22 protein-coding genes, 1 tRNA gene and 1 pseudogene are annotated in these 23,168 nt (G+C 58.3%); 14 read left to right on the top strand and 10 right to left on the bottom strand.

The annotated features are described in order from the left end of the window. Positions 1-130 (top strand): annotated as a pseudogene (locus tag C5L10_RS30740) (SAM-dependent methyltransferase); the annotation flags it as partial. A 150-nt stretch (positions 131-280) separates the two neighbouring features. Here C5L10_RS30740 and C5L10_RS30735 read toward each other — a convergent pair. From C5L10_RS30735 to C5L10_RS30725, 3 genes are all read right to left on the bottom strand, one after another. Then, a complete protein-coding gene (locus C5L10_RS30735; RefSeq protein WP_105432796.1) occupies positions 281-1,123 on the bottom strand; it encodes an oxidoreductase in 843 nt (280 codons plus the stop codon). A 140-nt stretch (positions 1,124-1,263) separates the two neighbouring features. Next, positions 1,264-2,556, bottom strand: a complete 1,293-nt coding sequence (murA, locus tag C5L10_RS30730; RefSeq protein ID WP_105432795.1) for a UDP-N-acetylglucosamine 1-carboxyvinyltransferase — start codon at positions 2,554-2,556, stop codon at positions 1,264-1,266. Between the two features lie 124 nt (positions 2,557-2,680). Beyond that, the gene (locus tag C5L10_RS30725; protein WP_105432794.1) at positions 2,681-2,911 is read right to left on the bottom strand and encodes a hypothetical protein; all 231 of its coding nucleotides are present in this window, start codon (positions 2,909-2,911) and stop codon (positions 2,681-2,683) included. Positions 2,912-3,063: 152 nt separating this feature from the next. Between C5L10_RS30725 and C5L10_RS30720 the strand changes: the two genes are divergently transcribed. The 3 genes from C5L10_RS30720 (at position 3,064) to C5L10_RS30715 (ending at position 6,092) form a co-directional block, all read left to right on the top strand. Then, positions 3,064-3,138 (top strand) — tRNA-Thr (locus C5L10_RS30720). A gap of 255 nt (positions 3,139-3,393) precedes the next feature. After that, the gene (locus tag C5L10_RS34010) at positions 3,394-3,780 is read left to right on the top strand and encodes a hypothetical protein (protein WP_172717275.1); all 387 of its coding nucleotides are present in this window, start codon (positions 3,394-3,396) and stop codon (positions 3,778-3,780) included. Between the two features lie 503 nt (positions 3,781-4,283). Next, positions 4,284-6,092, top strand: a complete 1,809-nt coding sequence (locus C5L10_RS30715; RefSeq protein WP_105432793.1) for an ABC transporter ATP-binding protein — start codon at positions 4,284-4,286, stop codon at positions 6,090-6,092. Positions 6,093-6,096: 4 nt separating this feature from the next. Here C5L10_RS30715 and C5L10_RS30710 read toward each other — a convergent pair whose 3' ends face one another. The 3 genes from C5L10_RS30710 to C5L10_RS30700 all read right to left on the bottom strand — a co-directional run bounded on the left by C5L10_RS30710 (position 6,097) and on the right by C5L10_RS30700 (position 9,228). After that, on the bottom strand, positions 6,097-6,861 hold the full coding sequence (locus C5L10_RS30710; protein WP_105432792.1) for a class I SAM-dependent methyltransferase: 765 nt from the start codon (positions 6,859-6,861) through the stop codon (positions 6,097-6,099). 262 nt (positions 6,862-7,123) lie between these two features. Further along, on the bottom strand, positions 7,124-8,179 hold the full coding sequence (locus C5L10_RS30705; protein WP_105432791.1) for a DUF563 domain-containing protein: 1,056 nt from the start codon (positions 8,177-8,179) through the stop codon (positions 7,124-7,126). A gap of 101 nt (positions 8,180-8,280) precedes the next feature. Further along, positions 8,281-9,228, bottom strand: coding sequence for a UDP-glucuronic acid decarboxylase family protein (locus C5L10_RS30700; RefSeq protein WP_105432790.1), 948 nt, complete (start codon positions 9,226-9,228; stop codon positions 8,281-8,283). Between the two features lie 372 nt (positions 9,229-9,600). Here C5L10_RS30700 and C5L10_RS30695 point away from each other — a divergent pair, with 372 nt between their 5' ends. Both C5L10_RS30695 and C5L10_RS30690 read left to right on the top strand, forming a co-directional pair. Next, a complete protein-coding gene (locus C5L10_RS30695) occupies positions 9,601-11,382 on the top strand; it encodes an ABC transporter ATP-binding protein (RefSeq protein ID WP_105432789.1) in 1,782 nt (593 codons plus the stop codon). A gap of 230 nt (positions 11,383-11,612) precedes the next feature. Further along, positions 11,613-12,845: a hypothetical protein gene (locus tag C5L10_RS30690; RefSeq protein WP_105432788.1), complete on the top strand. Its 1,233-nt coding sequence runs from the start codon at positions 11,613-11,615 to the stop codon at positions 12,843-12,845. Between the two features lie 12 nt (positions 12,846-12,857). Here C5L10_RS30690 and C5L10_RS30685 read toward each other — a convergent pair whose 3' ends face one another. Beyond that, positions 12,858-13,703, bottom strand: coding sequence for a hypothetical protein (locus C5L10_RS30685; RefSeq protein WP_105432787.1), 846 nt, complete (start codon positions 13,701-13,703; stop codon positions 12,858-12,860). A 309-nt stretch (positions 13,704-14,012) separates the two neighbouring features. Here C5L10_RS30685 and C5L10_RS30680 point away from each other — a divergent pair, with 309 nt between their 5' ends. From C5L10_RS30680 to C5L10_RS30660, 5 genes are all read left to right on the top strand, one after another. Further along, positions 14,013-14,831: a class I SAM-dependent methyltransferase gene (locus C5L10_RS30680; RefSeq protein WP_172717274.1), complete on the top strand. Its 819-nt coding sequence runs from the start codon at positions 14,013-14,015 to the stop codon at positions 14,829-14,831. Positions 14,832-15,185: 354 nt separating this feature from the next. Continuing rightward, positions 15,186-16,103, top strand: coding sequence for a hemolytic protein HlpA-like protein (locus tag C5L10_RS30675; protein WP_105432785.1), 918 nt, complete (start codon positions 15,186-15,188; stop codon positions 16,101-16,103). Between the two features lie 209 nt (positions 16,104-16,312). Then, the gene (locus tag C5L10_RS30670) at positions 16,313-17,005 is read left to right on the top strand and encodes an FkbM family methyltransferase (protein ID WP_105432784.1); all 693 of its coding nucleotides are present in this window, start codon (positions 16,313-16,315) and stop codon (positions 17,003-17,005) included. A 143-nt stretch (positions 17,006-17,148) separates the two neighbouring features. Further along, positions 17,149-18,555, top strand: coding sequence for a sensor histidine kinase (locus C5L10_RS30665; protein ID WP_105432783.1), 1,407 nt, complete (start codon positions 17,149-17,151; stop codon positions 18,553-18,555). Then, entirely contained in the window at positions 18,552-19,226 is a 675-nt protein-coding gene (locus tag C5L10_RS30660; RefSeq protein WP_105432782.1) for a response regulator transcription factor, read from the top strand. Before C5L10_RS30665 ends, C5L10_RS30660 begins: the two co-directional genes overlap by 4 nt. Here C5L10_RS30660 and C5L10_RS30655 read toward each other — a convergent pair. Next, complete coding sequence (locus tag C5L10_RS30655) at positions 19,200-19,787, bottom strand: hypothetical protein (protein ID WP_105432781.1); 588 nt, start codon at positions 19,785-19,787, stop codon at positions 19,200-19,202. The genes C5L10_RS30660 and C5L10_RS30655 overlap by 27 nt on opposite strands. 514 nt (positions 19,788-20,301) lie before the next feature. Here C5L10_RS30655 and C5L10_RS30645 point away from each other — a divergent pair. The 3 genes from C5L10_RS30645 (at position 20,302) to C5L10_RS30635 (ending at position 21,793) form a co-directional block, all read left to right on the top strand. Continuing rightward, positions 20,302-21,114, top strand: a complete 813-nt coding sequence (locus C5L10_RS30645; protein ID WP_172717273.1) for a DUF1236 domain-containing protein — start codon at positions 20,302-20,304, stop codon at positions 21,112-21,114. Positions 21,115-21,136: 22 nt separating this feature from the next. After that, positions 21,137-21,322 (top strand): hypothetical protein, encoded by a 186-nt coding sequence (locus C5L10_RS30640; RefSeq protein WP_105432778.1) that lies wholly within the window; start codon positions 21,137-21,139, stop codon positions 21,320-21,322. Between the two features lie 105 nt (positions 21,323-21,427). Further along, complete coding sequence (locus C5L10_RS30635; RefSeq protein ID WP_245448310.1) at positions 21,428-21,793, top strand: DUF1236 domain-containing protein; 366 nt, start codon at positions 21,428-21,430, stop codon at positions 21,791-21,793. Between the two features lie 98 nt (positions 21,794-21,891). On the opposite strand, the gene C5L10_RS30630 is transcribed toward C5L10_RS30635, so the two are convergent. Beyond that, entirely contained in the window at positions 21,892-22,680 is a 789-nt protein-coding gene (locus C5L10_RS30630) for a polysaccharide deacetylase family protein (protein ID WP_105432776.1), read from the bottom strand. A gap of 125 nt (positions 22,681-22,805) precedes the next feature. Beyond that, positions 22,806-23,138 carry a hypothetical protein gene (locus tag C5L10_RS30625; protein WP_105432775.1) on the bottom strand — a complete coding sequence of 111 codons (333 nt, stop codon included), beginning with the start codon at positions 23,136-23,138 and terminating at the stop codon, positions 22,806-22,808. Between the last annotated feature and the right edge of the window lie 30 nt (positions 23,139-23,168).

Raw genomic sequence — 23,168 nt, 5'->3', positions numbered from 1 at the left:
TTACGGCGCCTCGACGATGATCTGCACTCCCGCCTCCATGGCACAGGAGGTAGGCCTTGGCCTTGGAGCCCAGGCTGGGGAGATGAAGCTTCGCAAGGTGGCGCTCGACGCTGGCTATTCGCACTTCTGACGGGCCAGCGAAACGCCATTCAACATGATCTTCGAGGTGCGGGCCTGAAACGCGTTGGGTTTACACGGTTCCGGACACGCAAACCGAACCGAAGCCCTGACGCCAACAATACCAGGTGATGTCGGGCGGGGTCGCAGAACCCCCCGGCATTCAGCTGGGAAAATCGGCTGAAAGGCTGATTTCCTCCCAGAGTTCGATCTGGGCCAGGCGCTCCTTTAGCTTGTGGGTGACGGCGTTATAGCAGATGGCCCCCAATACCAAGTGGCGGGGCGCCTGATCCGCTTCGGTCGCGGCGATCATCGCCTCGCCGGCGCGCACCGGATCGCCCGGCTGACGGCCGCTATAGCCGGCCGTCGCACCCATGCGGGCGGCGGCGGTCTCGGCATAGTCGGCGATCGTACTCGGCGTCTGCTTCAGGGATCGGCCGGCCCAGTCGGTGCGGAACGGACCGGGCTCGACGCACGTGACCTTGATGCCGAGCGGCGCGCCTTCATGGGCGAGCGCATCGGAAAAACCTTCGACCGCATGTTTGCTCGCCGCGTAGTAGCCCGAGCTCGGAAGGCCCATGAAGCCAGCCATCGAGGTGATGTTGAGGATATGGCCCTTGCGCTGCGCACGCATGCCCGGCAGCACGGCCCGGGTCATGGCGAACAGGCCGAAGACGTTGGCGTCGAACATCGCGCGGATCTCATCCTCCTCGCCTTCCTCGATCGATGCCTGATAACCGTAGCCGGCATTGTTGACCAGCACGTCGATGCGCCCGAACTTCTGCTCGGAGGCCGAAACCGCATCGGCAATCTGCTTCATGTCCGTCACGTCGAGATCGAGCGCCAGGACATAATCCTTGCCGTCGGCCAGATCGGCGACCCGATCCTTGCCACGGGCGGTAACGACGGTTGGCCAGCCGCGCTCGATTGTCAGCTTGGCGAGTTCGCGGCCAAAGCCGGTGGAGCAGCCGGTAATGAACCAGACGGGGGCTTGAGTATCGGTCATGGGGAAATCTCCGTGGGGTGCCGGATCAAACAATATGTGGCGGCAAAGAGATGGACGTCTCGAAGAGATAGAAACGCAAAAAAGGACGGCAAGGGCAATGCCCCGACCGTCCTTTGCAAAATATCGGCCTTGCGGATCGATCAGTCGCTGACGCGTTCGACCACCGCGCCGCAGCGGGTAAGCTTTTCTTCCAGCCGCTCGAAACCGCGGTCGAGGTGATAGACGCGGCTGACAATGGTCTCGCCTTCGGCGGCAAGGCCGGCGATGACCAGTGAGACGGAAGCGCGCAGGTCGGTTGCCATGACGGGAGCGCCCTTCAGCCGCGTTACGCCTTCGACCCGGGCCTTCTGCCCGGAGAGCGAGATCCTGGCGCCAAGGCGGGCAAGTTCCTGCACGTGCATGAAGCGGTTCTCGAAAATGGTTTCGGTAATGTTCGAGACGCCGGAAGACCGGGTCATCAACGCCATGAACTGCGCCTGCAGGTCGGTCGGGAAGCCCGGGAACGGCTCGGTGGTGATATCGACCGGCTGGATGCCGTTGCCGTTGCGTACGACGCGCAGCCCGCTTTCCGTCTCGGTGATATGGGCGCCGGCCAGCCGCAGCGTGTCGAGAGCGTTGTCGAGCAGCGAAGCTTCGGTGCCCTCCAGCACGACGTCGCCGCCGGCCATCGCAACCGCCATGGCATAGGTACCGGTCTCGATGCGATCCGGCAGGACCCGATGGCGGGCGCCCGAGAGCGAGGTGACGCCATCGATGGTGATCGTCTGGGTGCCAGCGCCGGAAATCTTGGCGCCCATGGCGGTCAGGCATTTTGCAAGATCGACGACCTCCGGCTCGCGTGCGGCGTTTTCGATCACCGTCGTGCCGCGGGCAAGCGTCGCCGCCATCATCATCACGTGCGTCGCGCCGACCGACACTTTCGGGAAGACGTAGCGGGCGCCGATCAGGCCGCCCTTCGGCGCCGTGGCGTTCACATAACCGCCGTCGACCTCCAGGGTGGCGCCGAGCGCCTGCAGGCCTTCGAGGAAGAGATCGACCGGGCGCGTGCCGATGGCGCAGCCGCCCGGCAGCGAAACGCGCGCCTGGCCTTCGCGCGCGAGTAGCGGCCCGATGACCCAGAAGCTCGCCCGCATCTTCGAGACCAGCTCGTAAGGAGCGGTCGTATCGACGATGGTGCGGCAGGTGAAGTTGATGGTGCGGGAATAACTCTCTTCCTGGCGTTCGCGGCGGCCATTGACGGCGACATCGACGCCGTGATTGCCGAGGATGCGCAGGAGCTGTTCCACGTCGGCCAGATGCGGCACGTTTTCGAGCGTCAGCGTGTCGCTCGTTAGAAGGGAGGCGATCATCAGCGGCAGAGCGGCGTTTTTCGCTCCCGAGATCGGAATGGTGCCCTTGAGTTCGTTGCCGCCCACAATTCTAATGCGATCCATAAGTTGTAACTCTTCCTTCTGAGCGCGAAAGGTGGCGTCCTTAGACGAAATCCGCCGCTGCTTCAATGATTGCTGAAATGGCCCGCCCGAATAGCCCGCCTGCTGACCCGTCCCGGCGCATAAGCTATGATGATTCGTCCGTTTTTGCGGCAGGCAGCCCTTCCGTCGAATCCTCCTCGCCCGCCCGGCGGGCCCGCGCCTGGGTCTTGCGGCGCATCAGGTTCTCGCGAAGTTTGGCCGCAGCCTTTGCCTTGCGCTGCGCCTCGCGCACTGCGGCCGCCTTGCGAGCCCTGTCGCCGCGGCCTTCGCCGATATCTGCGCCTTCTGGATCGTGCCGTTCTTCATCATTCGCCATGGCCCTCCATACCCAAAAAGCCGGATTCTTAAAAGCGGAAGCCACGTTTTCCCCACTCCTCGGCAAAGAACTTGGAATTTGCTGCTTGCGCTGCCGGTGAACCTATGGCAATAGGCCGCTGCCGACGACGCGGGTCTTTCGCGCCGGTTGACGCTGCTATAGCTCAGGGGTAGAGCACTCCCTTGGTAAGGGAGAGGCCGAGAGTTCAAATCTCTCTAGCAGCACCATTTCTCGCTTGAAATGCGGCTTACTCTTTCTCAAGTAACTTCGTCTTTTCAGCGACGCTTCCCTCAATCAACGAGCCTTGAGCTTGTCTCGATTTACAGGACGCGCCGCGCCCCCCGGTTTCTTGCCGTCTCTCATCCTTCCCTCCAACATTAAGCACGAACTTCAAGGGCGAGGGCCTAGTGAACGGAACTTGTTATGCTGCCGTTCATTTTAGCTCTGCTACTTTGATGCGTCACCGTTGCTGGAGAGAACAAATGAAAGCCAAACGATTTGGATTGCTGGCGGGCATATCAGCCTTGCTTGTCGGCATCAGCATTCAACCTGCGCCTGCTGCCGCCCAAGGCTTCGAATTAGAGTTCGGAGAACGTGGCATGCGGATCGAGCGCCCGGATGACTATGATCGACGGTACGATCGCCGGTATGATCGGCGATATGAGCGCCGCGACGAGCGTCGCTATGATCGCCGCGGCTGTAGTCCGCGCGCAGCTCTAGCCGCCGCCTCACGGTACTTGGACGATCCGTATATCACTGCAACGCAGCGCAATTACTATTATATCGCCGGATACGGCAAGCGCGGCGGAGCCCGTGGCCGCTCGGATTCGGTCATCATCTCCCGGGCTCCAGGCTGCTCCCGAGCTTAAGGGTTCTGGGTCGCACCATCACGCTTGGCTTTAGATGGCACCGGTCGATGCTGTTCGGCGCGCGGCCCACCGACCCTGGCTGTCGCATGGCCGCTCGTGGATGCTGCGGAGATCGTCCACCGAGTGCTTACAACGGAGGCAACGGCGGCATTGGGGAGAGGAGCGACGGACTATCGACGGGCCGAAAGCCCGCTGGTTGTGCCCACGGCTTCTCCCTTCTTGCACGCCGTGCCGCCCGATGACCCCGATGAGGCGCGCAACGATGTCGCCACTCATCCGACATGATCAGAGCAGTGGTCCCCACGTCGTATCCTTCAACTCTCCCTGCCCCACCGAAAGAAGTGTTAGCGCGCCAAAATGCTGTCAACAGCGGCGAAAGGCTCCATGCGAGCGTGCAACTGCCATGCAGAATCGTAATTGCGCGGTTGGCAAAGTGGTCTCCGAGCGTTTATTACGCCACCGATGTGAGAAGTTATCGTCGGGTGCGACGAGCGGGAGCCCAATTGAACGCCAAGAAGAACCATCTGGATTCAGGCACTGTCGCTAGCGTTCTGAAACGGGTGATCGCCGAAAACGGCAGGGACCATATTCGCGGTTATGCGTTTGCGATTTTCTGTCTGATTGCCACAGCCATGTCCACCGCCTTTACGGCGTGGATCATGGAGTCCGTTGTCAACGAGGCTTTCGCCAACAAACGGGCCGATATGGTCCTGGTCATCTGCTTTGCGATCTTTGCCGCCTTCGTGGTTCGCGGGCTGGCGACCTACGGGCAGGCGGTGACGCTATCCAAGATCGGCAACAATATCGTCGCCCGTTACCAGCAGCGTCTTTATTCGCATCTCATGAAGCTGTCCGTGGGGTTTTTCGCGGAATCGCGCTCAGCCCGCCTCGCCGGGCAAGTCAACCAGAATATCGGCGGCATAAGAGACGTTCTCAACCTGGTGGTCACCTCGACGGCGCGCGATCTGCTGACGCTTGTGTCGTTGATCGTCGTGATGGTTTTGAAGGACTGGGTTCTCTCGCTGATCGTGTTTGCCGTGGCACCACCGCTTATTCTTGCCATCCGCTACCTATCGCAGAGGCTGCGTAGCGTGACGCGCGAAGCCGTCGAGGTGAGCAGCAAAGTGCTGGGCGCCATGCAGGAAACGATCCAGGGCATTACGGTCGTCAAGGCATTTACAATGGAACAGCAGCTGGAACAGAAGGTCCGGCGCATTATCGAAACGTCCGAAAGACAGAGCAACCGGATCGCCCGCCTGTCCGAACGCACCGCGCCCCTTACCGAGACATTCGCAGGCGTGGCGATCTCCAGCGTGATCGGCTACGCCGCCTTCCGCTCCATCTATGACGATGTTGCCCCCGGCGCTTTCTTCGCCTTCATCACAGCGCTATTGATGGCCTACGACCCAGCCCGCCGGCTTGCCCGGATGCAGGTTCAGATCGAAAGAGCCGTCGTTAATGCCAGAATGATCTACCGTTTGCTCGACATGCAGCCGCTACAGCGGGAAAATCCAAACGCACCCGACCTTGTCGTCACCAATGCTCAGATCGAACTGAAGGGTGTCGTGTTCGCCTATGGAAGCGGAGCGCCAATTCTCAAGGGGGTAGACCTGATCGCAGAAGGCGGCAAGACGACCGCTCTGGTCGGCCCCTCGGGAGCGGGCAAGTCGACAATCATCTCGTTGATCCCTCGTTTTTATGATCCGGCCGAAGGCCAGATCCTGATCGACGGACAGGACATAGCCCATGTGACCAAGGCGTCGCTGCGTCACAGCCTCGCCTATGTCACACAGCAACCCTATCTGTTCGAAGGAACGATCCGCGACAATATCCGCTATGGACGGCCCGAGGCGACCGATGCCGAAGTCGAGGAGGCCGCCCGACTTGCCCATGCCCACGACTTCATACTCATGCAGCCGGCCGGTTACGAAACGCCGGTCGGCGAACACGGCATGACCCTCTCCGGCGGTCAGCGGCAACGTCTGTCGATCGCACGCGCACTCGTACGCAACGCACCGATCCTGCTTCTCGACGAAGCCACATCAGCGCTCGACAATGAATCCGAAGCCGCCGTGCAAAGGGCACTCGATTCCGCCATGAACGGGCGGACCGTTGTCGTCATCGCCCATCGCCTGTCCACAATCGTCAAAGCCGACAAGATCATCGTCATGCATGAAGGCCGGGCAGTGGAAGAAGGCACCCATGAGGAACTTGCAACCCGCAGGGATGGCCTCTACGCTCGCCTGAACAATCTTCAATCACCCGAAAAGGTTAAGACATCTGCCCCTTATCGAGACAAATTTACGAACTGAGGTGTCATCGCGAGGTCTTGCGGATGATGACCTGCTGGAACAGGTAGACAAGTTCAAACTTTCCCCTCTTCATTTCCAGAAAGCGGTGGACGGCATTCGCCGGATTGTCGTTCGCGTCGACATAGTAGCCCCAGATATAGTCGTCAAATACCATTATTCCCCCGGGCTTGAGTGCTGCAAAGCCGTTCACGGCATCAATCATCACGTCGTCCGCTAGGTGCGAGCCGTCGATATAAATGAAATCGAACGTAAGGTCCTTCGGCTTCTCCATGAAGTAGGCGTAGGACGTTCCCTTAAACTTAGTCACTCGTCCGTCATGACCCACAAGGTTCGCATTGAATCGGCCCTCGACGGCCGACATCGCCTCTTTGTCATGTTCATCAGAGCCCGCCCAGGTATCCACACAGGTCAACGTTGCGTTCGGCAACGTTTTAAGGAAGAAAAAGGCTGACATGCCTTCCCAACTGCCAATCTCGAGGGCCTTCAGGCCGGCTCTGCTGCGGAGATCGAAGCGTTCGAACAACCACATCCAGATTGGAAGATGGCCGACGAACCAATCATTGCTAAGTTGCAGGTCCTTTATTTCAGACGCAACGAAGGCCTTTGTGGCGGGTTTGTATTTCCTCTCGATGCTGCGCCGCTTTCTGCGGAACTTCATGTACTTGAGAACGATCTGGAGCCCTGATCCGGACCGAAGGAGGAACTTAATGTCGGAAATCTCTTCGGCGATTGATTGGCGCAGCCTTGAAAAACTCACTTTGCTTACCACACCGTTTCCTTGCTTCGAATAAGACACAAGAAACCGAACAAACGGCTCGCTTGCGCTACTAAATCATATCTTCCACCTGGAGACGTGTGAAGCCGACCAGATGGAGGATTCAGTGGAAACCGCACGCGCAGAAGGCAATGAGTCAAGCGCGGCGGCAGATCCTGGAGGTCGTCGTCTAGCGGCTCAAAAGGCTGGTTACACACAGGAGGCAGAAAGGGGCGAGTTCGGCCGCCAACCAAGAAATCGATGGGGCAGTTTGTTTTCATTCAGGGGCGCGCGCCATGGAGCACATGCGGTCGAGATTTCTCTCGAGCGCCTGGGGATCGACGATCATGTTGTCGTGATGAGATTCCACCTGCTTGGAAACCGTATCCGCCAGCATATAGTGGTACGGATGCGACAGTGCTGACGCGAGCGTAAAATAGCAATTATTGGTTTTCGTGTCCCACGGATGAATTTCTAATATCGAGGCTCCCGGCATCATGAACAACATGTTGACGAAACCTGCACCATGCGGGCCGGCGAGCATGGCGCATTCGCTTAGAAGCCGCACCTGTTCGGAAAAGGACAAGCTTTCGCCCTGGATTACTTCAAAACCATGTCTAGAGAGAACCGGTGCGATCTCGTCCTCATTTACCACCCTTCTGACCGGCGCCTTGCTGCGACTGATATAGATACGACGGTCAGGCTTTCGCCCGGATCCAAAAGCCTGGCGATATCTCTGCGCAACGCATCTGATCAAGCGCTCATTGTAGTTGCCTGTCGCGGCGGTGTGTGCGGGAAGTGTCAGCCTCTCAATTGTGAGGGTCGTGTCTTCCGGTATGAACGTCGTGGACCTGAGGTCGAAAGGCAAGAGCGATTGCTCGACGAAGGGAACGAATTGGAACGAGAAGGGCAGGATCAGGTGGAGGTCGTGATCCTGCTCCGTCGCCAAGTGAAGCCTCGGTATCGCGTCCGTCAACCAGTGAAAATAATTGCTGCTCCAGTTGTCTGTGATCCAGACGCCCTTGGAAATCCGTTTAGTGGGCAACCGGTGTCGCGTTGCGACCGCTTTCAGACGTCGCATTGCACTTATTTGACGGCTACCGGCGAAGCTGTCTTTCAACAAGCTATGCCCTTGATAAAGCCAGCCATTGGCGTGCGCGGTGATGTTCTCAAGCTGCCAAATCCGGCTCGCCGGGACATCGTACCGAAGATTTGGCTCGAACAGGCCGGCATCTTTTTCCTCAAAATTCCTCGGCAGAATGCGGGTAACCGCCGCAGGTTCGCCCACCGTCGAGACGGTTTTATTCTGAGGCCAAGCAATAAGGTCAAACATCAAACCCTCAGACGATCAGCGCCGGCGCAGGGCCAGCAGGGCTCCTAGCTGTCGAGCGGCGCCACAGCGTGGCGAAAAACCTGAACCCCAAAATCAGGGATCTAGGGGGCGTTGGCAAGTAGTTCATCAAAATAAGCAATCGTCTTTTCTAGTCCCGCCCGCAATTCGACCGTCGGCTGCCAGTCGAGAAACTGCTTCGCCTTGGAGATGTCTGGCTGACGCTGGATCGGATCGTCGGACGGCAATGGTTTGAATATCAAACGCGATTTTGAGCCTGCCAGCTCTAATACGAGGTCGGCGAGACCCCGTATCGTGAATTCGTTCGGGTTTCCGACGTTGAACGGGCCGACGACATCATCTCCCGTCGCCATCATTCTCAGCAGAGCCTCCACCAGATCGTCGCGATAGCAGAACGAGCGGGTTTGCTTGCCGTCGCCGAAAATGGTGATGTCGTTACCCTTGAGGGCCTGAACGATAAAGTTGGATACGACCCGGCCGTCATTTGGATGCATGCGCGGCCCGTAGGTATTGAAGATACGCACTACTTTTGTTCGCAGCTTGTGCTGGCGCCGATAGTCGAAGAACAGAGTTTCAGCACAGCGCTTGCCTTCATCATAACAGGAACGGATCCCTACAGGATTTACATTGCCCCAGTATTCTTCAACCTGGGGATGGATGCTAGGATCTCCATAGACTTCGGATGTCGACGCTTGCAAAATCTTTGCGCGCACTCGCTTTGCTAGCCCGAGCATGTTGATGGCGCCGTGAACGGACGTTTTGGTCGTCTGGACGGGATCGTGCTGGTAGTGAACAGGAGATGCAGGGCACGCTAAGTTGTAGATTTCATCAACCTCAACATAAAGTGGGAAACAGACGTCGTGGCGCATCAGTTCAAATCGTGGATGGCCGATCAGATGCTCCACATTTCCGCGAGTACCGGTAAAGAAGTTGTCGACGCAAAGGACCTCGTCTCCGCGATCAAGCAGGCGCTCGACGAGGTGTGACCCAAGAAATCCAGCGCCACCTGTTACCAATATTCTCGCGTTCATCTCTGCCTCCGCATGACCCTATCTCTACCTAGCCGAGAAGTAATTTGATGTCAAAATCCCCGATAGAAATATTCGCGTTGTGCTGACCTGCAGCAATCCGGGTAGACTTCATCAAGAGAGATGGCCACAGCGCTGCTAGGCCGATATATGACGATCTCGTCAGAGGTGCGTTACGCTTAGGAAGCTTGCAAGCCGGCTGCTCCACCTATGAGGCTGAGCCCGTATCGGCGTGTCGTTTGATCCTGAAGGCTCCATGCGAGCGTGCAACTGCCATGCAGAATCGTAATTGCGCGGTTGGCAAAGTGGTCTCCGAGCGTTTATTACGCCACCGATGTGAGAAGTTATCGTCGGGTGCGACGAGCGGGAGCCCAATTGAACGCCAAGAAGAACCATCTGGATTCAGGCACTGTCGCTAGCGTTCTGAAACGGGTGATCGCCGAAAACGGCAGGGACCATATTCGCGGTTATGCGTTTGCGATTTTCTGTCTGATTGCCACAGCCATGTCCACCGCCTTTACGGCGTGGATCATGGAGTCCGTTGTCAACGAGGCTTTCGCCAACAAACGGGCCGATATGGTCCTGGTCATCTGCTTTGCGATCTTTGCCGCCTTCGTGGTTCGCGGGCTGGCGACCTACGGGCAGGCGGTGACGCTATCCAAGATCGGCAACAATATCGTCGCCCGTTACCAGCAGCGTCTTTATTCGCATCTCATGAAGCTGTCCGTGGGGTTTTTCGCGGAATCGCGCTCAGCCCGCCTCGCCGGGCAAGTCAACCAGAATATCGGCGGCATAAGAGACGTTCTCAACCTGGTGGTCACCTCGACGGCGCGCGATCTGCTGACGCTTGTGTCGTTGATCGTCGTGATGGTTTTGAAGGACTGGGTTCTCTCGCTGATCGTGTTTGCCGTGGCACCACCGCTTATTCTTGCCATCCGCTACCTATCGCAGAGGCTGCGTAGCGTGACGCGCGAAGCCGTCGAGGTGAGCAGCAAAGTGCTGGGCGCCATGCAGGAAACGATCCAGGGCATTACGGTCGTCAAGGCATTTACAATGGAACAGCAGCTGGAACAGAAGGTCCGGCGCATTATCGAAACGTCCGAAAGACAGAGCAACCGGATCGCCCGCCTGTCCGAACGCACCGCGCCCCTTACCGAGACATTCGCAGGCGTGGCGATCTCCAGCGTGATCGGCTACGCCGCCTTCCGCTCCATCTATGACGATGTTGCCCCCGGCGCTTTCTTCGCCTTCATCACAGCGCTATTGATGGCCTACGACCCAGCCCGCCGGCTTGCCCGGATGCAGGTTCAGATCGAAAGAGCCGTCGTTAATGCCAGAATGATCTACAGTTTGCTCGACATGCAGCCGCTACAGCGGGAAAATCCAAACGCACCCGACCTTGTCGTCACCAATGCTCAGATCGAACTGAAGGGTGTCGTGTTCGCCTATGGAAGCGGAGCGCCAATTCTCAAGGGGGTAGACCTGATCGCAGAAGGCGGCAAGACGACCGCTCTGGTCGGCCCCTCGGGAGCGGGCAAGTCGACAATCATCTCGTTGATCCCTCGTTTTTATGATCCGGCCGAAGGCCAGATCCTGATCGACGGACAGGACATAGCCCATGTGACCAAGGCGTCGCTGCGTCACAGCCTCGCCTATGTCACACAGCAACCCTATCTGTTCGAAGGAACGATCCGCGACAATATCCGCTATGGACGGCCCGAGGCGACCGATGCCGAAGTCGAGGAGGCCGCCCGACTTGCCCATGCCCACGACTTCATACTCATGCAGCCGGCCGGTTACGAAACGCCGGTCGGCGAACACGGCATGACCCTCTCCGGCGGTCAGCGGCAACGTCTGTCGATCGCACGCGCACTCGTACGCAACGCACCGATCCTGCTTCTCGACGAAGCCACATCAGCGCTCGACAATGAATCCGAAGCCGCCGTGCAAAGGGCACTCGATTCCGCCATGAACGGGCGGACCGTTGTCGTCATCGCCCATCGCCTGTCCACAATCGTCAAAGCCGACAAGATCATCGTCATGCATGAAGGCCGGGCAGTGGAAGAAGGCACCCATGAGGAACTTGCAACCCGCAGGGATGGCCTCTACGCTCGCCTGAACAATCTTCAATCACCCGAAAAGGTTGAGCTGGAATGAGATGCAGGATGCTACGAAACGCGATGACCGATGGGTTCTGAGGCTCCCGCTGCTCAAGCGAGCTATCCAGATGCGAGCTTCTTGCGAACCCTCCTGATCCCTGCTGCAGAAGAATAAGTCCTTATGTCTGGCCCAACAGAGTTGTACGCAGCTGCATGAGCGAAAATCCATTGGGCCGATCTGGATGCCTCTTCGAACTTAGGCCCAGCCCTCCAACAGAGCAAGACTCCATGAGCGACGCAAGCGCGCGCCAAAAGCTTCTGATCGTGGAACGCAAGCTCGTCCACAATCGCGGACACCATCACACACAAATTGCCGCGTTGCGTCGGTACTTCCCGCATCATGAGACGGTTATCGTGGCTGGGGAAGCCTACGACGGGTTCCTGGGAGCAGCGGCGGGAAAGCTTACCAACAGGTCGATCAAGCTTGCAAAACTGCGGTCACGTTTGCTCTACGGAAATGCCTTCGAGCAAATGGCTGCCGTATTCGGCGTGCTTAAAGCCAAGCATTCGTTCAACCTGCTTCCTTCCGCCTTTGGTAAGCAACTGACTGACATATGCCGTAGCCTTGGTGTGGGAGCAAACGATCTCATCGTTATACCGACGGCAGACTTGGATACCCTCGAGTCAGCGGTTGAGCTAAGCGCTGTATTGACAGATGAAACACCCAGAATTTGCCTCCGCTTCCTGAATTCCGAATTGGGGGACCGAAACGAAAAGATTCGGTCGAGGCGGCTGAGCGCGATCCTTGCAAAACTCCCGGCGAACGTTTTCCTATTCAGCGAGACCGAGGAACTGGCGGCCTATTTTCAGGCGAGTTTCGGCATGCCCGTCGAAGGCGGGTTTTACCTCCCCTGCAGTATGCCACTCGCAGCACCCCCAGGCTATAAGACGGGTAATAACAGGAGCTTCCGCGTGGGAATATTCGGAGAACCTCGCCCCGAAAAGGGTAGTGCGCGGATCGCGGATATCGTCGCGGCCGTTGCTGAGCTGGCTGAAAGCGGATCCGTCGGGACAATAGATTTCGCCATCCAAGGCTCGACCGCGGACTTCAGTGAAGGCGGTGTCTATGGAGGCCTGCAAAATTTCAACGGTGGTGGACGAAATATCACCGTTTCTCCGCAAGGCAACCGTATATCGCCACAAGAATTCGAGCAGCTGTTTCATTCGTCAGATGCGATCCTATTGCCTTACGAGGCGGCGACCTATGGTCTCCAAGGATCCGGCGTCGTTCAAGACGCAGTCGCGGCCTATAGGCCCATCATCTATGCCCAGGGTATGTCGATGAAGGCGTTTCTTTCGTTCGGAAATGCCTTACCCGCGACGACCAATCAAGATTTCGCGGAAGCAATATTACGAATCGCAGCCGATCCCTCACGTTTTCAGCCGGGCACAGAGCGCGCGGCCGCCTATTTCCAGGATGTCCTTGCCCACAGTCCGCTCTTCCGCATCTCAAGAAGTTAGCTGGCACGGACGTTAAACCTGTTCCGATAATTTCATTTCCTGGCGTCTCAATCTTTCCGCCACATGTTCCTGCGGAGTATCATTCAAGAGACCAGGCAATATATAAAGCCCGCCTCCTTGCTGACCGATCGATTTGTTTAAGGAGACGTGCTCACAGATTTCCTGACCCGCTTGATCAAGGCCGGCATAGAAAGAATCCAAAAGAAACCGAGTTCGGTAGATACCAAAACCACCAAAGGCAGACTCTACACGGATTGGCTCATCGTCTGCAGCTATCCTTTTCTGGCGGCCCGTAACGAACTTCTCTATTGCAGCCTTGGTCTTTTTTCTTTTGTTGAACCATGCCTGCTGCACATTGCGCACTTCTTGCCAACAATCCGTCGGGCACCACGTGGGATGGCGCAGAGCCCAGATGTCGTAATACCAATCGCGTTGATTGGCAAAAAGGCCGCCCCAATCATCGGGCGCGGCGTTGATCGCGTCAGAAAGATAGGGCTCCTCAATCAACTTCTCATTTACCCCATCAAGGTCCAGCACCACGAGAATTTCATGATTGATCCCTGCTGACAGATCTTGGCGCAAAGCGGCGAGATAGAGGTTCCTTGCGACCGCCAGACGGGGCGTCCGTAGACTTACGTTGGCAGCAAGTCCGTCGACACTTTGTATATGTGCATCATGAACATCAGCTGCCCATTCCCTTAGAACCCTCTCCGTACCATCCTTGGAATCGTTGGTGACAAAGAGGAATTTCGTCGTCCTGAAGCTCTCTCGTAGACGGGTAAGACGCGGAAGTGTTGCCCTTAAACCTTCCTCGCAGTCCCGTGCCGTCCCGACGATCAGCGCTTTTTTCTCAATCATTTAGTTTTCCTAAAGCGAATGGCACACGCTGATCAATGTCTCGGCCCGTGAAAAGTCGGAAAAACCTTGTTGCCACCATAAGTCGATGATCGCTTCATCGTTGTTTTTGGCCCATTCAAACTCTTGGCGGCCGCAGCGACATCCTGTTCATACATTCCTCCAAAGAACTGGTCGAGGACCTGGATATGCGTTTTGCCTATAAATGCTACAGTGTGTTTTGCTCGCACTGCCGCGGGCCTATCTAGATACCGCCTGACGTGCAGGCAGACCGTGAATCGCAGGAATGATATGGACGCAAGAGATTCGACTATGGTTAAGAGCAAAATAACTGGCGGCAATACGAACCTTCTGTTTACTACAAAAGTATTGAACAAATACGATGTGCGTTATTACACCTGTCAAGAAACGGGGTTTATTCAAACCGAGGAACCGTATTGGCTGGAAGAAGCATATGCTTCGGCAATAACCAAACTTGACGTCGGTCTGGTCAGTCGGAATATCCAGTTTTCGGAAACACTCGCGCGGTTAATTCATGCGTCAGGATTTGACGAGAATGGACGTTATTTGGATTATGCGGGAGGTTATGGCTTATTTACTCGCATGATGCGAGACATTGGCTACAATTTCTATCATACCGATCCGTACACCCAGAACCTGTTCGCCGAATTTTTTGATCTGAAAGACCTTGGCGTAGGCTCAAGTTTCGAGCTGGTGACGGCAATGGAAGTTTTCGAACACCTGCCGGACCCGATAGCGGAGGTGTCGCAGATGCTACAATACAGCGATAGCATCGCCTTCTCCACGAAGCTGCAACCCAAGAGGAAGATCACGACAATCGACGACTGGTGGTATTTCATCCCTGAAACCGGCCAGCATGTCTCGCTCTTCAACGAGGCATCGCTTCGTTTTATTGGGAAGAAGCTCAATCTTAACTTCTATAGTGACGGTAGCTCGCTTCACCTCTTTACAAAACGAGTTCTCGCTACCAATCCTTTTGGAAGACGGGAGCCGTTCATCGTGCGCAAGGCCCGTCGATTGATTGAGAAATTCGACCGGACCCGCGTCGGTCGTCGTGAAAGCCTGATGCAGAGGGATTGGGAACTCATACGCAAAATCATATCCGGCTAAGACAAACGAGTGCTGTTAGCTGCCAAGGGGCACCCAATCTGCCGAAAGACCCACCCATCGTTGAAACATTGACGCCAGCGATGACGGACATCTGCAAATGCGCAGCGGCGAGCTCAAGCGCACGCCGTAGCGTTATGTATCGCTCTTTTCGTCCGGCCGTGCAGACGAAAAGAGCGGCGCATCGAAGCCCGAGGGGGACGCATGGACAGGTGTTTGCAGGCCTTGCCCGATCGCTTGCCCAAAGGTGAAATCTGGGTTACGAGCAGCCAAAACATGCCATAAGCGTGGCGAGCCGAGCGCGCGAAGGCACTATGGGCGCGATTTCAATTCAATCAGTCCGTGAGCGGTGGACAAATGAACGACGCTAAATCGATTGCCCCTGTAGTCTTCATCATTTTCAACAGACCCGATCTTACCGAATCGGTGTTCCGTGAAATCGCGAAAGCTCGACCTGGTAAGCTCTTCATCGTAGCTGACGGGCCACGTGCAGACCGTGCGAACGAGGCCGAGAAATGCGCCGAAACAAGGAAGGTGGTCGAGACCATCACTTGGGATTGCGAGGTGTTCCGCAACTATTCCGACGCGAATCTGGGATGCCGCAAGCGGATTTCTTCTGGATTGGACTGGGTATTCTCGCAGACCGACCGCGCTATCATTATCGAAGACGACTGCCTTCCGGATCCCAGTTTCTTCCCATATTGCACTGAACTGTTGGGAAAGTACGAGAATGACGACCGCGTGGGTTCCATCAATGGCTCAAATTTCACCCATGGCCGTGTAGAAGTCGAGGATAGCTATTACTTCAGCCGCTATCCGCTGATCTGGGGCTGGGCTACCTGGCGCCGGGTCTGGAAAAACTATGACGTATCGATAAAACACTGGGGAATCTTGCGGGAGAACAATTGGCTCAACACCGTTGCCAATCCCAGTGAGTTCGAACATTGGATCAAGGCCTTCAATCGGGTATACGACGGCGGACTCGACGCTTGGGGTTATCAATTTACCTTCTCACAGTGGCTTCAGCGACAAATCAGTATACAGCCGAAGGGTAACCTGATCAGCAATCTTGGTTTCCGTGCGGATGCAACGCACACGTCGGGCTCTAACAACGTTGCCGACCTTCCCCGGCAGGCTTTGGAATTTCCGCTTCGCCATCCGCAGGTGCCCGCCTTAAACTTCCTTGCCGACGATATCTACATGCGCGAACATTGCTATCGGAAGAAGAAGGAAAAGGGGCTGAAGCGCATCTGGGGGAAGGTATTTCCTAAGTGAAATCAACTTATGCCGCGGCAGTCCGATCGCCGTCGCGGCGTCGGGGCAAACGCATGGCGCGTTGCAAGACAGCCCTGCCCGCCTGTATCTTTTAGCAATGTTATCGTAGAGGCCCAATTTAGGGTGTTATCTGCGGCCATGCACCATGCCCCCCTGCGAGGAGATCTGGGAACGAATATCGCTCGTTTCTGGAATTAGGAGTGAATTTGATGCCCAAACTACGTCTGCCTTTTAAGAAAAAGAAGCCCGTCAGCGCGTATTTTGGGCTCAACGAGTTGGATCGGAAGATCGAAAAATATGTCGACTACGACAACGGGTTCTATGTGGAACTCGGCGCCAACGACGGCATTCGCCAGTCCAACACCTACTATTTCGAGAAAAACCGCGGATGGAGCGGCATCCTCATAGAACCTTCGCCGAACAATTTTCTGGAATGCAGAAAGAACCGCAGCGAGAAGAACGCGATTTTCTGCAATGCCTGCGTACGCTTCGGTTATCCCCATAAATATGTGGACATGACTTACGGGAACCTGATGAGTGTCTCCACCAATGTCGAGGTCGATTTGGAGAGCGTACCTGCCCATCTGGAACTTTCGCGCAAATTCCTGAGGAATCGGGAAGCGACATTCGAGTTTGGTGCAGTGGCAAAACCGCTCAGCACGATCCTGGACGAGGGCAAGGCGCCGGCGCTCATGGACGTGCTGTCGCTGGACGTCGAAGGTGCCGAACTGGAGGTCCTGATGGGGGTGGATTTCGACCGCCATAATTTCAGGTTCATGGTGATAGAGTGCCGGAACATCGACCGGATGTGCAGCTTCCTGGAAGCCAAAGGCTACACCCTTCTGGATCAGCTTACAGGGCACGACTACCTGTTCAAGTTCAATATGGCCGGGACAGCCTGATGATCCGCCTCCGAAGCACCGACGCAAGCTATTGGCGTGCGGTGCTTGTCTCCTGTCTCGGATAATCCACCCCCAATGCAACGGATTGACCCCCTTGCGCGTTGCGCGCCATTGGCTCGCATGGTGCGGGTCACCAACATGGCATGCTGATGCGGCTCGGCGCAATTCTTGATCGCTGGAACGACCAATCTCTCGCCCGGCAGTTTCTGCTCGCGGGTGGCCTCGTCGCCTTCGCGGCGATGCTTCTGGTCGGTGCCTTCGTGACCAGCCTCATCGAGGCGGCGGTCACCCGCAATTCGGCCGCTTCCACCGCCCTTTATGTCGACAGCATCATCGCCCCGCTGCTTCCGGACATGAAGACCAACCAGACGCTCGACGACGTCACCACCCGTGCCCTCGACGAGACCTTCGGCCAGGGCGCCCTCGGCGGCAAGGTCATATCCTTCAAGCTCTGGCGCAAGGACGGCACGATCCTCTATGCGACGGACAAAAGCATGGTGGGGCAGAAATTCGGTCCGAGCGAGGGCCTGCAAACCGCATTTTCCGGACAGATGGTGGCACGCTTCGGACTTGCCGAAGACCCTGAAAGCAAGATCGAGCGGGCGACCGGGATGCCGCTTCTCGAAATCTACAATCCCATCCTGCAGCCCTGGTCGGGAGAGGTGGTCGCAGTCTCGGAGTTCTACGAGGTTGCGGGCGATTTCGAGCGCAGCCTTTACCAGGCGCAACTTCGAAGCTGGGCGGCGGTGGCCGGCGTCACGCTCGCCTTTTTCCTGATCCTTTCGGCGATCGTGTTTCGCGGCAGCCGCACGATCGACCATCAGCGACAGGCGCTGACGCAGCGGGTGGCGGAACTCTCCGACCTGCTTTCGCAGAACAAGGCTCTCCACGCCCGGGCCCAGCGGGCTTCGCGGCGCGCCACGGCCCTCAACGAGAGTTACCTGCGCCGGCTCGGCGCCGATCTGCATGACGGACCGGCCCAGCTTGTCGCCTATGCGGCACTGCGGGTGGACAGCCGGCTCCTGACCGATCCTGCCACGCCGCCGACCGCCCGCGAAGCGGAAGTCACCACGATCAAGGCTCGCCTCGACGAAGCGATGGACGAGATCCGCAGCATTTGCAGCGGTCTGGTTCTGCCGCAGATCGAGACTGCCGAGCTGCCGGACGTTCTGCAGCGCGCCGTCAACGCGCACCGGCAGCGCACGGGCGCCGCCGTGACGCTCTCGGTGTCGAGCGGATCGCGGCCACTTTCGCCCTCGGCCAAGATCTGCATCTATCGCTTCGTGCAGGAAGCGCTTAACAACGGTTTCCGGCATGGCGGCGGCGTGGATCAGAGCGTCCGCCAGAGTTTCGACGACGGCAATGTCGTTGTCGAAGTTGCCGACCGGGGGCCGGGTTTCGACCCCCAGCACATACGCCCGGAGGGTCTCGGGCTCGCGGGGCTCAGGGAGCGGATCGAAAGCCTCGGCGGCACATTTTCAATCATCACATCGAAGGACGGAACCACGGTCAGAATGTCGCTGAACGTGCAGGAAATGGAGCAGGCCTGATGGCAGGAATAAAGATTGCGGTCGTCGACGATCATCCGTTGTTCCGCGAAGGGGTGACGCGCAGCTTCGGCGAGATCGAGGATTTCGAGATGGTCGGTGAAGGCGGTTCGCGTGACGACGCGCTGCGCATCGTGCGGGAATTGTGCCCGGACGTGATGCTGATGGACATTTCCATGCCCGGAAACGGTCTTCACGCCATTGCCGAAGCGCTGGAGTGTTGCCCGGACCTCAAGATCGTCATGCTGACGGTCTCGGAGGCAAGCGAAGACATTGCGGCCGCGCTGAAACTCGGGGCAAAGGGCTATGTGCTCAAGGGGGTCGGCTCCAGAGGCCTGGCAGATGTGGTCAGAACCGTGGCATCCGGAGACAGCTATGTTTCGCCCGGCCTTTCGGCGCGACTGATTGCCGGCCTGTCAGGCTCCAGCGAAGCGCCGGAAAAGCCTAGCCTTTTGTCGGAACTGACCGACCGCGAACAGGAGGTTCTGAGCCTCGTCGCCTCCGGCCTCAGCAATAAGCGGGTGGCGCGGGAACTCAACCTTCACGAAAAGACCGTCAAGCACCACATGACCCGCATCCTCTCGAAGCTGAAGGTGACCAATCGAACGGAGGCGGCGCTCGCCCTTCGCGATGCGACCGACCAACGATCAGCGGCCGAACGACCGCAATCGTGAGGCATCCGATGGGGTCGCGGTCCGGTTGACGATCGTTCGGGAGCGCGAATCCCGCATCTCGTAACGCCCTTGAGAAATCCGCTCCGTCGCGCCGTTGTGATGGCGAACGGTGATCGAGGGTCCCCGAACATCGATCTCGACACTGGCTTTCGCGGGAGCAGCCGGGGTTGCAGGTCGCGCGGGTGTCGCCGGGGCACTGCCTGGATTTGCGGCCCCGCCTGCCGGGGTCGATCCGGCACTTGTACCGGTTCCCGGACCACCGGTCCCGCCGTTGCCATTTCCGTTGCCGCCGCTATTGCCGTTGCCATTTCCACTATTGCCGGAATTGCCGCCGGCATTGTCGCTGCCGTTTCCGTTGCCACTCCCGCCGGAACCGCCGTTGCCGTTTTCACCGCCGTTTCCACCGTTGCTTCCGCCGCCATTGCCGTTGCCTTGGGCCGCGACGCTCGACAGCGTGACGCGCAGCAAGCCGTCCGCACCGGCCACAACCTTCAAAGGCAGCACGGTTGCAACAATCGCGGTGAGCGCTCCGCTCAAGAACAGCATTTTGCGTGTCGGCATCTCTTGGCTCCTGGTGTGGCCATCTCCTGGGTGTGGCATCTTTGAACCGTTACACAAGTCTAAACCGGAGGGCTGGCTTATGGTTCCGTAGCCGGAATTGCCGGTCAAAGAGCCCGCCGACCGCGACAGGATGGTCGGCGGGCAAGGTTCTGCGCTGAAAAGGACCGATGATCGCGCAGGAACCGGGTCTGATCCATCAGACGGCAGGCGCTTCCAAGATGGCCATGCAGACAAAAGCCGCGACGGGGATCGATAGCCATCTGGCCGGGAACATGCCGTTCTTCGGGACGGCCCCCTGCCCCCCAAGATCAACGGCACCCTATCAGCGCGCTTCGTCGATTTCATCCCCCTTTGGACCTTTACCTCGCCCCGTCAGACCAAAGGCCCAAGAAATGGTCGGCCTGAAGTCCCGCCCTGCCCGACTGAAGCCCGAATCCCGGAACGAGCGATGGCAGCGGACGTTCGAGCTGTGAGCCAACCCTCGGGTTCGCAACTGAAAAATAGAGGAAACATCATGAAACCGTCAATGAAACAGAGGCTCGCAATTGCGCTTCTGGCCGGCTCGACGCTGTCAGTGGTGCCGGCGATCGCTCAAAGTCAGGCTCCGGCTGTCAGTCAGGACGGCAGCAGTTCGCCAGTGCCTATCCTGCCACGCAAAGGCATCCCGGGCGCGGACGGTTCATCGGGCGCCAAACAGGCTCGACCGCAGCAGGATATGGGCGCCACGACACAACAGCTGCAGGATTCAGCCGACGGTAATAACAAGATGAACGCCCAGGCCGAGGGCGGCGACCAGCAGCGCCTGAAGCCGAAGGGCGATAGGGCGGCTCAGGAGAAATCCGACGATCCGCCGAAGACGCAGGCAAGCGACGCCCAGTCGCCCGCCACGGACAATAGGGCGCAGCAGAAACCTGCCGACCAGAGCGGCAGTTCCACGACCGCCAACGCGGGCTCTGGAACGGATGCCGGCAAGCCGGCAACGGACGACACTGCCCGCGAGAACAACGGCGCCCAACAGCCCGGTTCGGATCAGGCTGCCACCGACAAACCTTCGAACGAGACGACCGGCAGCATCAATATCTCGGCCGAGCAGAAGACGGAGGTGCGCAATGTCCTCGTCCAGAACAAGGTCGAGCCGGTCGATGTGAATATCAATGTCGATGTCGGCGTCGCCGTTCCGACCACCGTGGAACTGCATCCGCTGCCGCCGCGCATCGTCGAGATCGCACCGGCCTATCGCGGTTACGAATATTTCGTGCTGGCGGACGGCCGGATCATCATCGTCGACCCCTCGAGCCATGAGGTCGTCTACATCCTGGTCGGCTAAGCGCTGACCGCGGGAGAACACCATGCGTGACCGGGAACCGACAGTGATCCATAGGGGCGGCAGCGGTTGGGCCGTCGCCGTCATCCTCCTGATCGTGGTCATCGCAGGCGGGCTGTTCCTGTTCGAAAGCGGGTACATCGGAAACCGTGACATCGGCATCGCGGTGACTCTGCCGAAGATCGAGCCGCCTGCGCCGGTCACCCGATAGCAGCCTCGATCGCATCCCAAGGCGCGGCGCGAACCGTTCGCCCGCGTCACAACACCCAGAAGGAGAACCATCGTGAAGACCAAGATCCTTATTCTATCCACCGCAATGCTCGGTGTCCTCGCCCCGGTTGCTTCGGCCCAGCAAGGCACGGTCAATGGTGCGGCCGGCGGCGCTGTCACCGGTGCGATCATCGGAGGCCCGGTCGGTGCTGCCGTCGGCGGCGTCGCCGGCGCAGTTGCCGGAACCGCCATCGACCCGCCGCCCGAACGCGTCGTGACCTATGTGGAACAGGCTCCTGCCCCGGCGTCACCCGTCGTCATCAAGGAGAAGATCGTCGTCGGCAAGCCGATCCCCGAGGCCGTCGTGCTGACCCCGGTTCCGGACAGCCCAAAATACGCCTATGCGGTGGTGAACGAACAGCGGGTCATCGTCGATCCGCAGACCCGTACGGTTGTGCAGGTCGTCCGGTAAATACCACCCATTGCCGAAAGGAGATCGGGGAGAGATGGGATCCGTCTCTCCCCCGATCTGTATTCCAGGATCAAAGAGTGGTCCGACAGACCCTACCCTCACTGGGTCGTGTCGTCGTCGCCCGTGCCGTCGACGTCGGAAAGGCGTACGAACTCGGCACCGCGCCGTTTCAGGGCAACGAGCGCGCGGGCCACGCCCTCGCCGGCCGCATGCGTCGGCTGGTTGATATGTGCAAGGACGACATCGCCGTCCTTGGCGGCAGCGATGCGTTTTTCGGTGACGTCGGCACCAAGCAGAGAGCCGCCGTCGCCGTTCAGCGAATACCCGGCGACCCGATAGCCCATATCGCGGATCTGGCGTATGGCCGAAGGGTCGTATTTTGCGGTCGAGCCGCGGAACCAGCGTGGTGCGGAAAAACCCGCCGCCCGCATGGCATCAGCGCCACCTGTCACTTCCTGGCGAACCGCCTCGGGCGATCCGGCAGCGGCTATGCCGTAGATCAGGACCGGCACATCGACCGCCGGCACATGGTTCTGGCCGTGGTTTTCCAGTTGGAAGAGGTCGAGGTTCTGCAGAAAGATTGCAACCGACTGCGGGTTGTTTCTCAGCCAGCGAGCCGTAACGAAAATGGTCGCGGGAATTCTCTCTCTGACCAAGGTGGACAGGATGCGCTCGTCCGCCTTGCCCATGCAGGCATCGAAGGTCAGCGCCACCCGGGGATGGCTGGCATTGCCGGAACGGCTGACATGCAGATGCGGCTCGACCAATGTGGGAGGGGGCACGATATCTTGCAACAAAGAGAGGTTTGGGGACTGCTTTTGGGGCAGGTTCTGAGCGCCGGCCACCAAAGGCAGCAGGAGGAAGGTACAAAGCAGAATGCGTCGCATGATGGGATACCGGTATCGAGAAGGCTCTCCCTTATCGGCAAATCCTTAAAGACGCCATGCGACGGAATCGACGGCCACAAAAAAGGCCGGACGATGCCCGGCCTTCTTCGTGAAAGACGTTCAGATCAGCAGTCGGATGCCTGACCGTTTGTGTTCGTGCCGGCCTGCCCCGAGGGAACCGATGCGGTGCCAGTCGTGTCAGGCGTGGTGGCAGAGCCCCGCGTCTGAAGGTTCGGAGCGCAGTTGGTGCGCGTATCCTTCGTGCCCGCTGCGTTCCCCATGGCGCCGCCGGTCGTGCTGTTGGTGGCGTTGGGATCGATCTTCTTCTGGCCGTCGCTGCTATCGCTGGCCGAGGTTCCGGTGGAACTTGCGCTCCCCGAGCCGCTCGTCTGGGCAAGCGCGCCGCCGGCCGCGAGGCCAAGGGAAAGAATCGAAACGGTCACAAGCTTGAAAGTCATGGGATTTCCTCCGTTAAACCACCGGTAGAA

This window comes from Neorhizobium sp. T6_25 (assembly GCF_002968555.1).
In the GTDB taxonomy this organism is placed as follows: Bacteria; Pseudomonadota; Alphaproteobacteria; order Rhizobiales; family Rhizobiaceae; genus Neorhizobium.
Note: the sequence above shows the minus strand (reverse complement) of the source record. Positions and strands in the feature narration are given on the sequence as shown.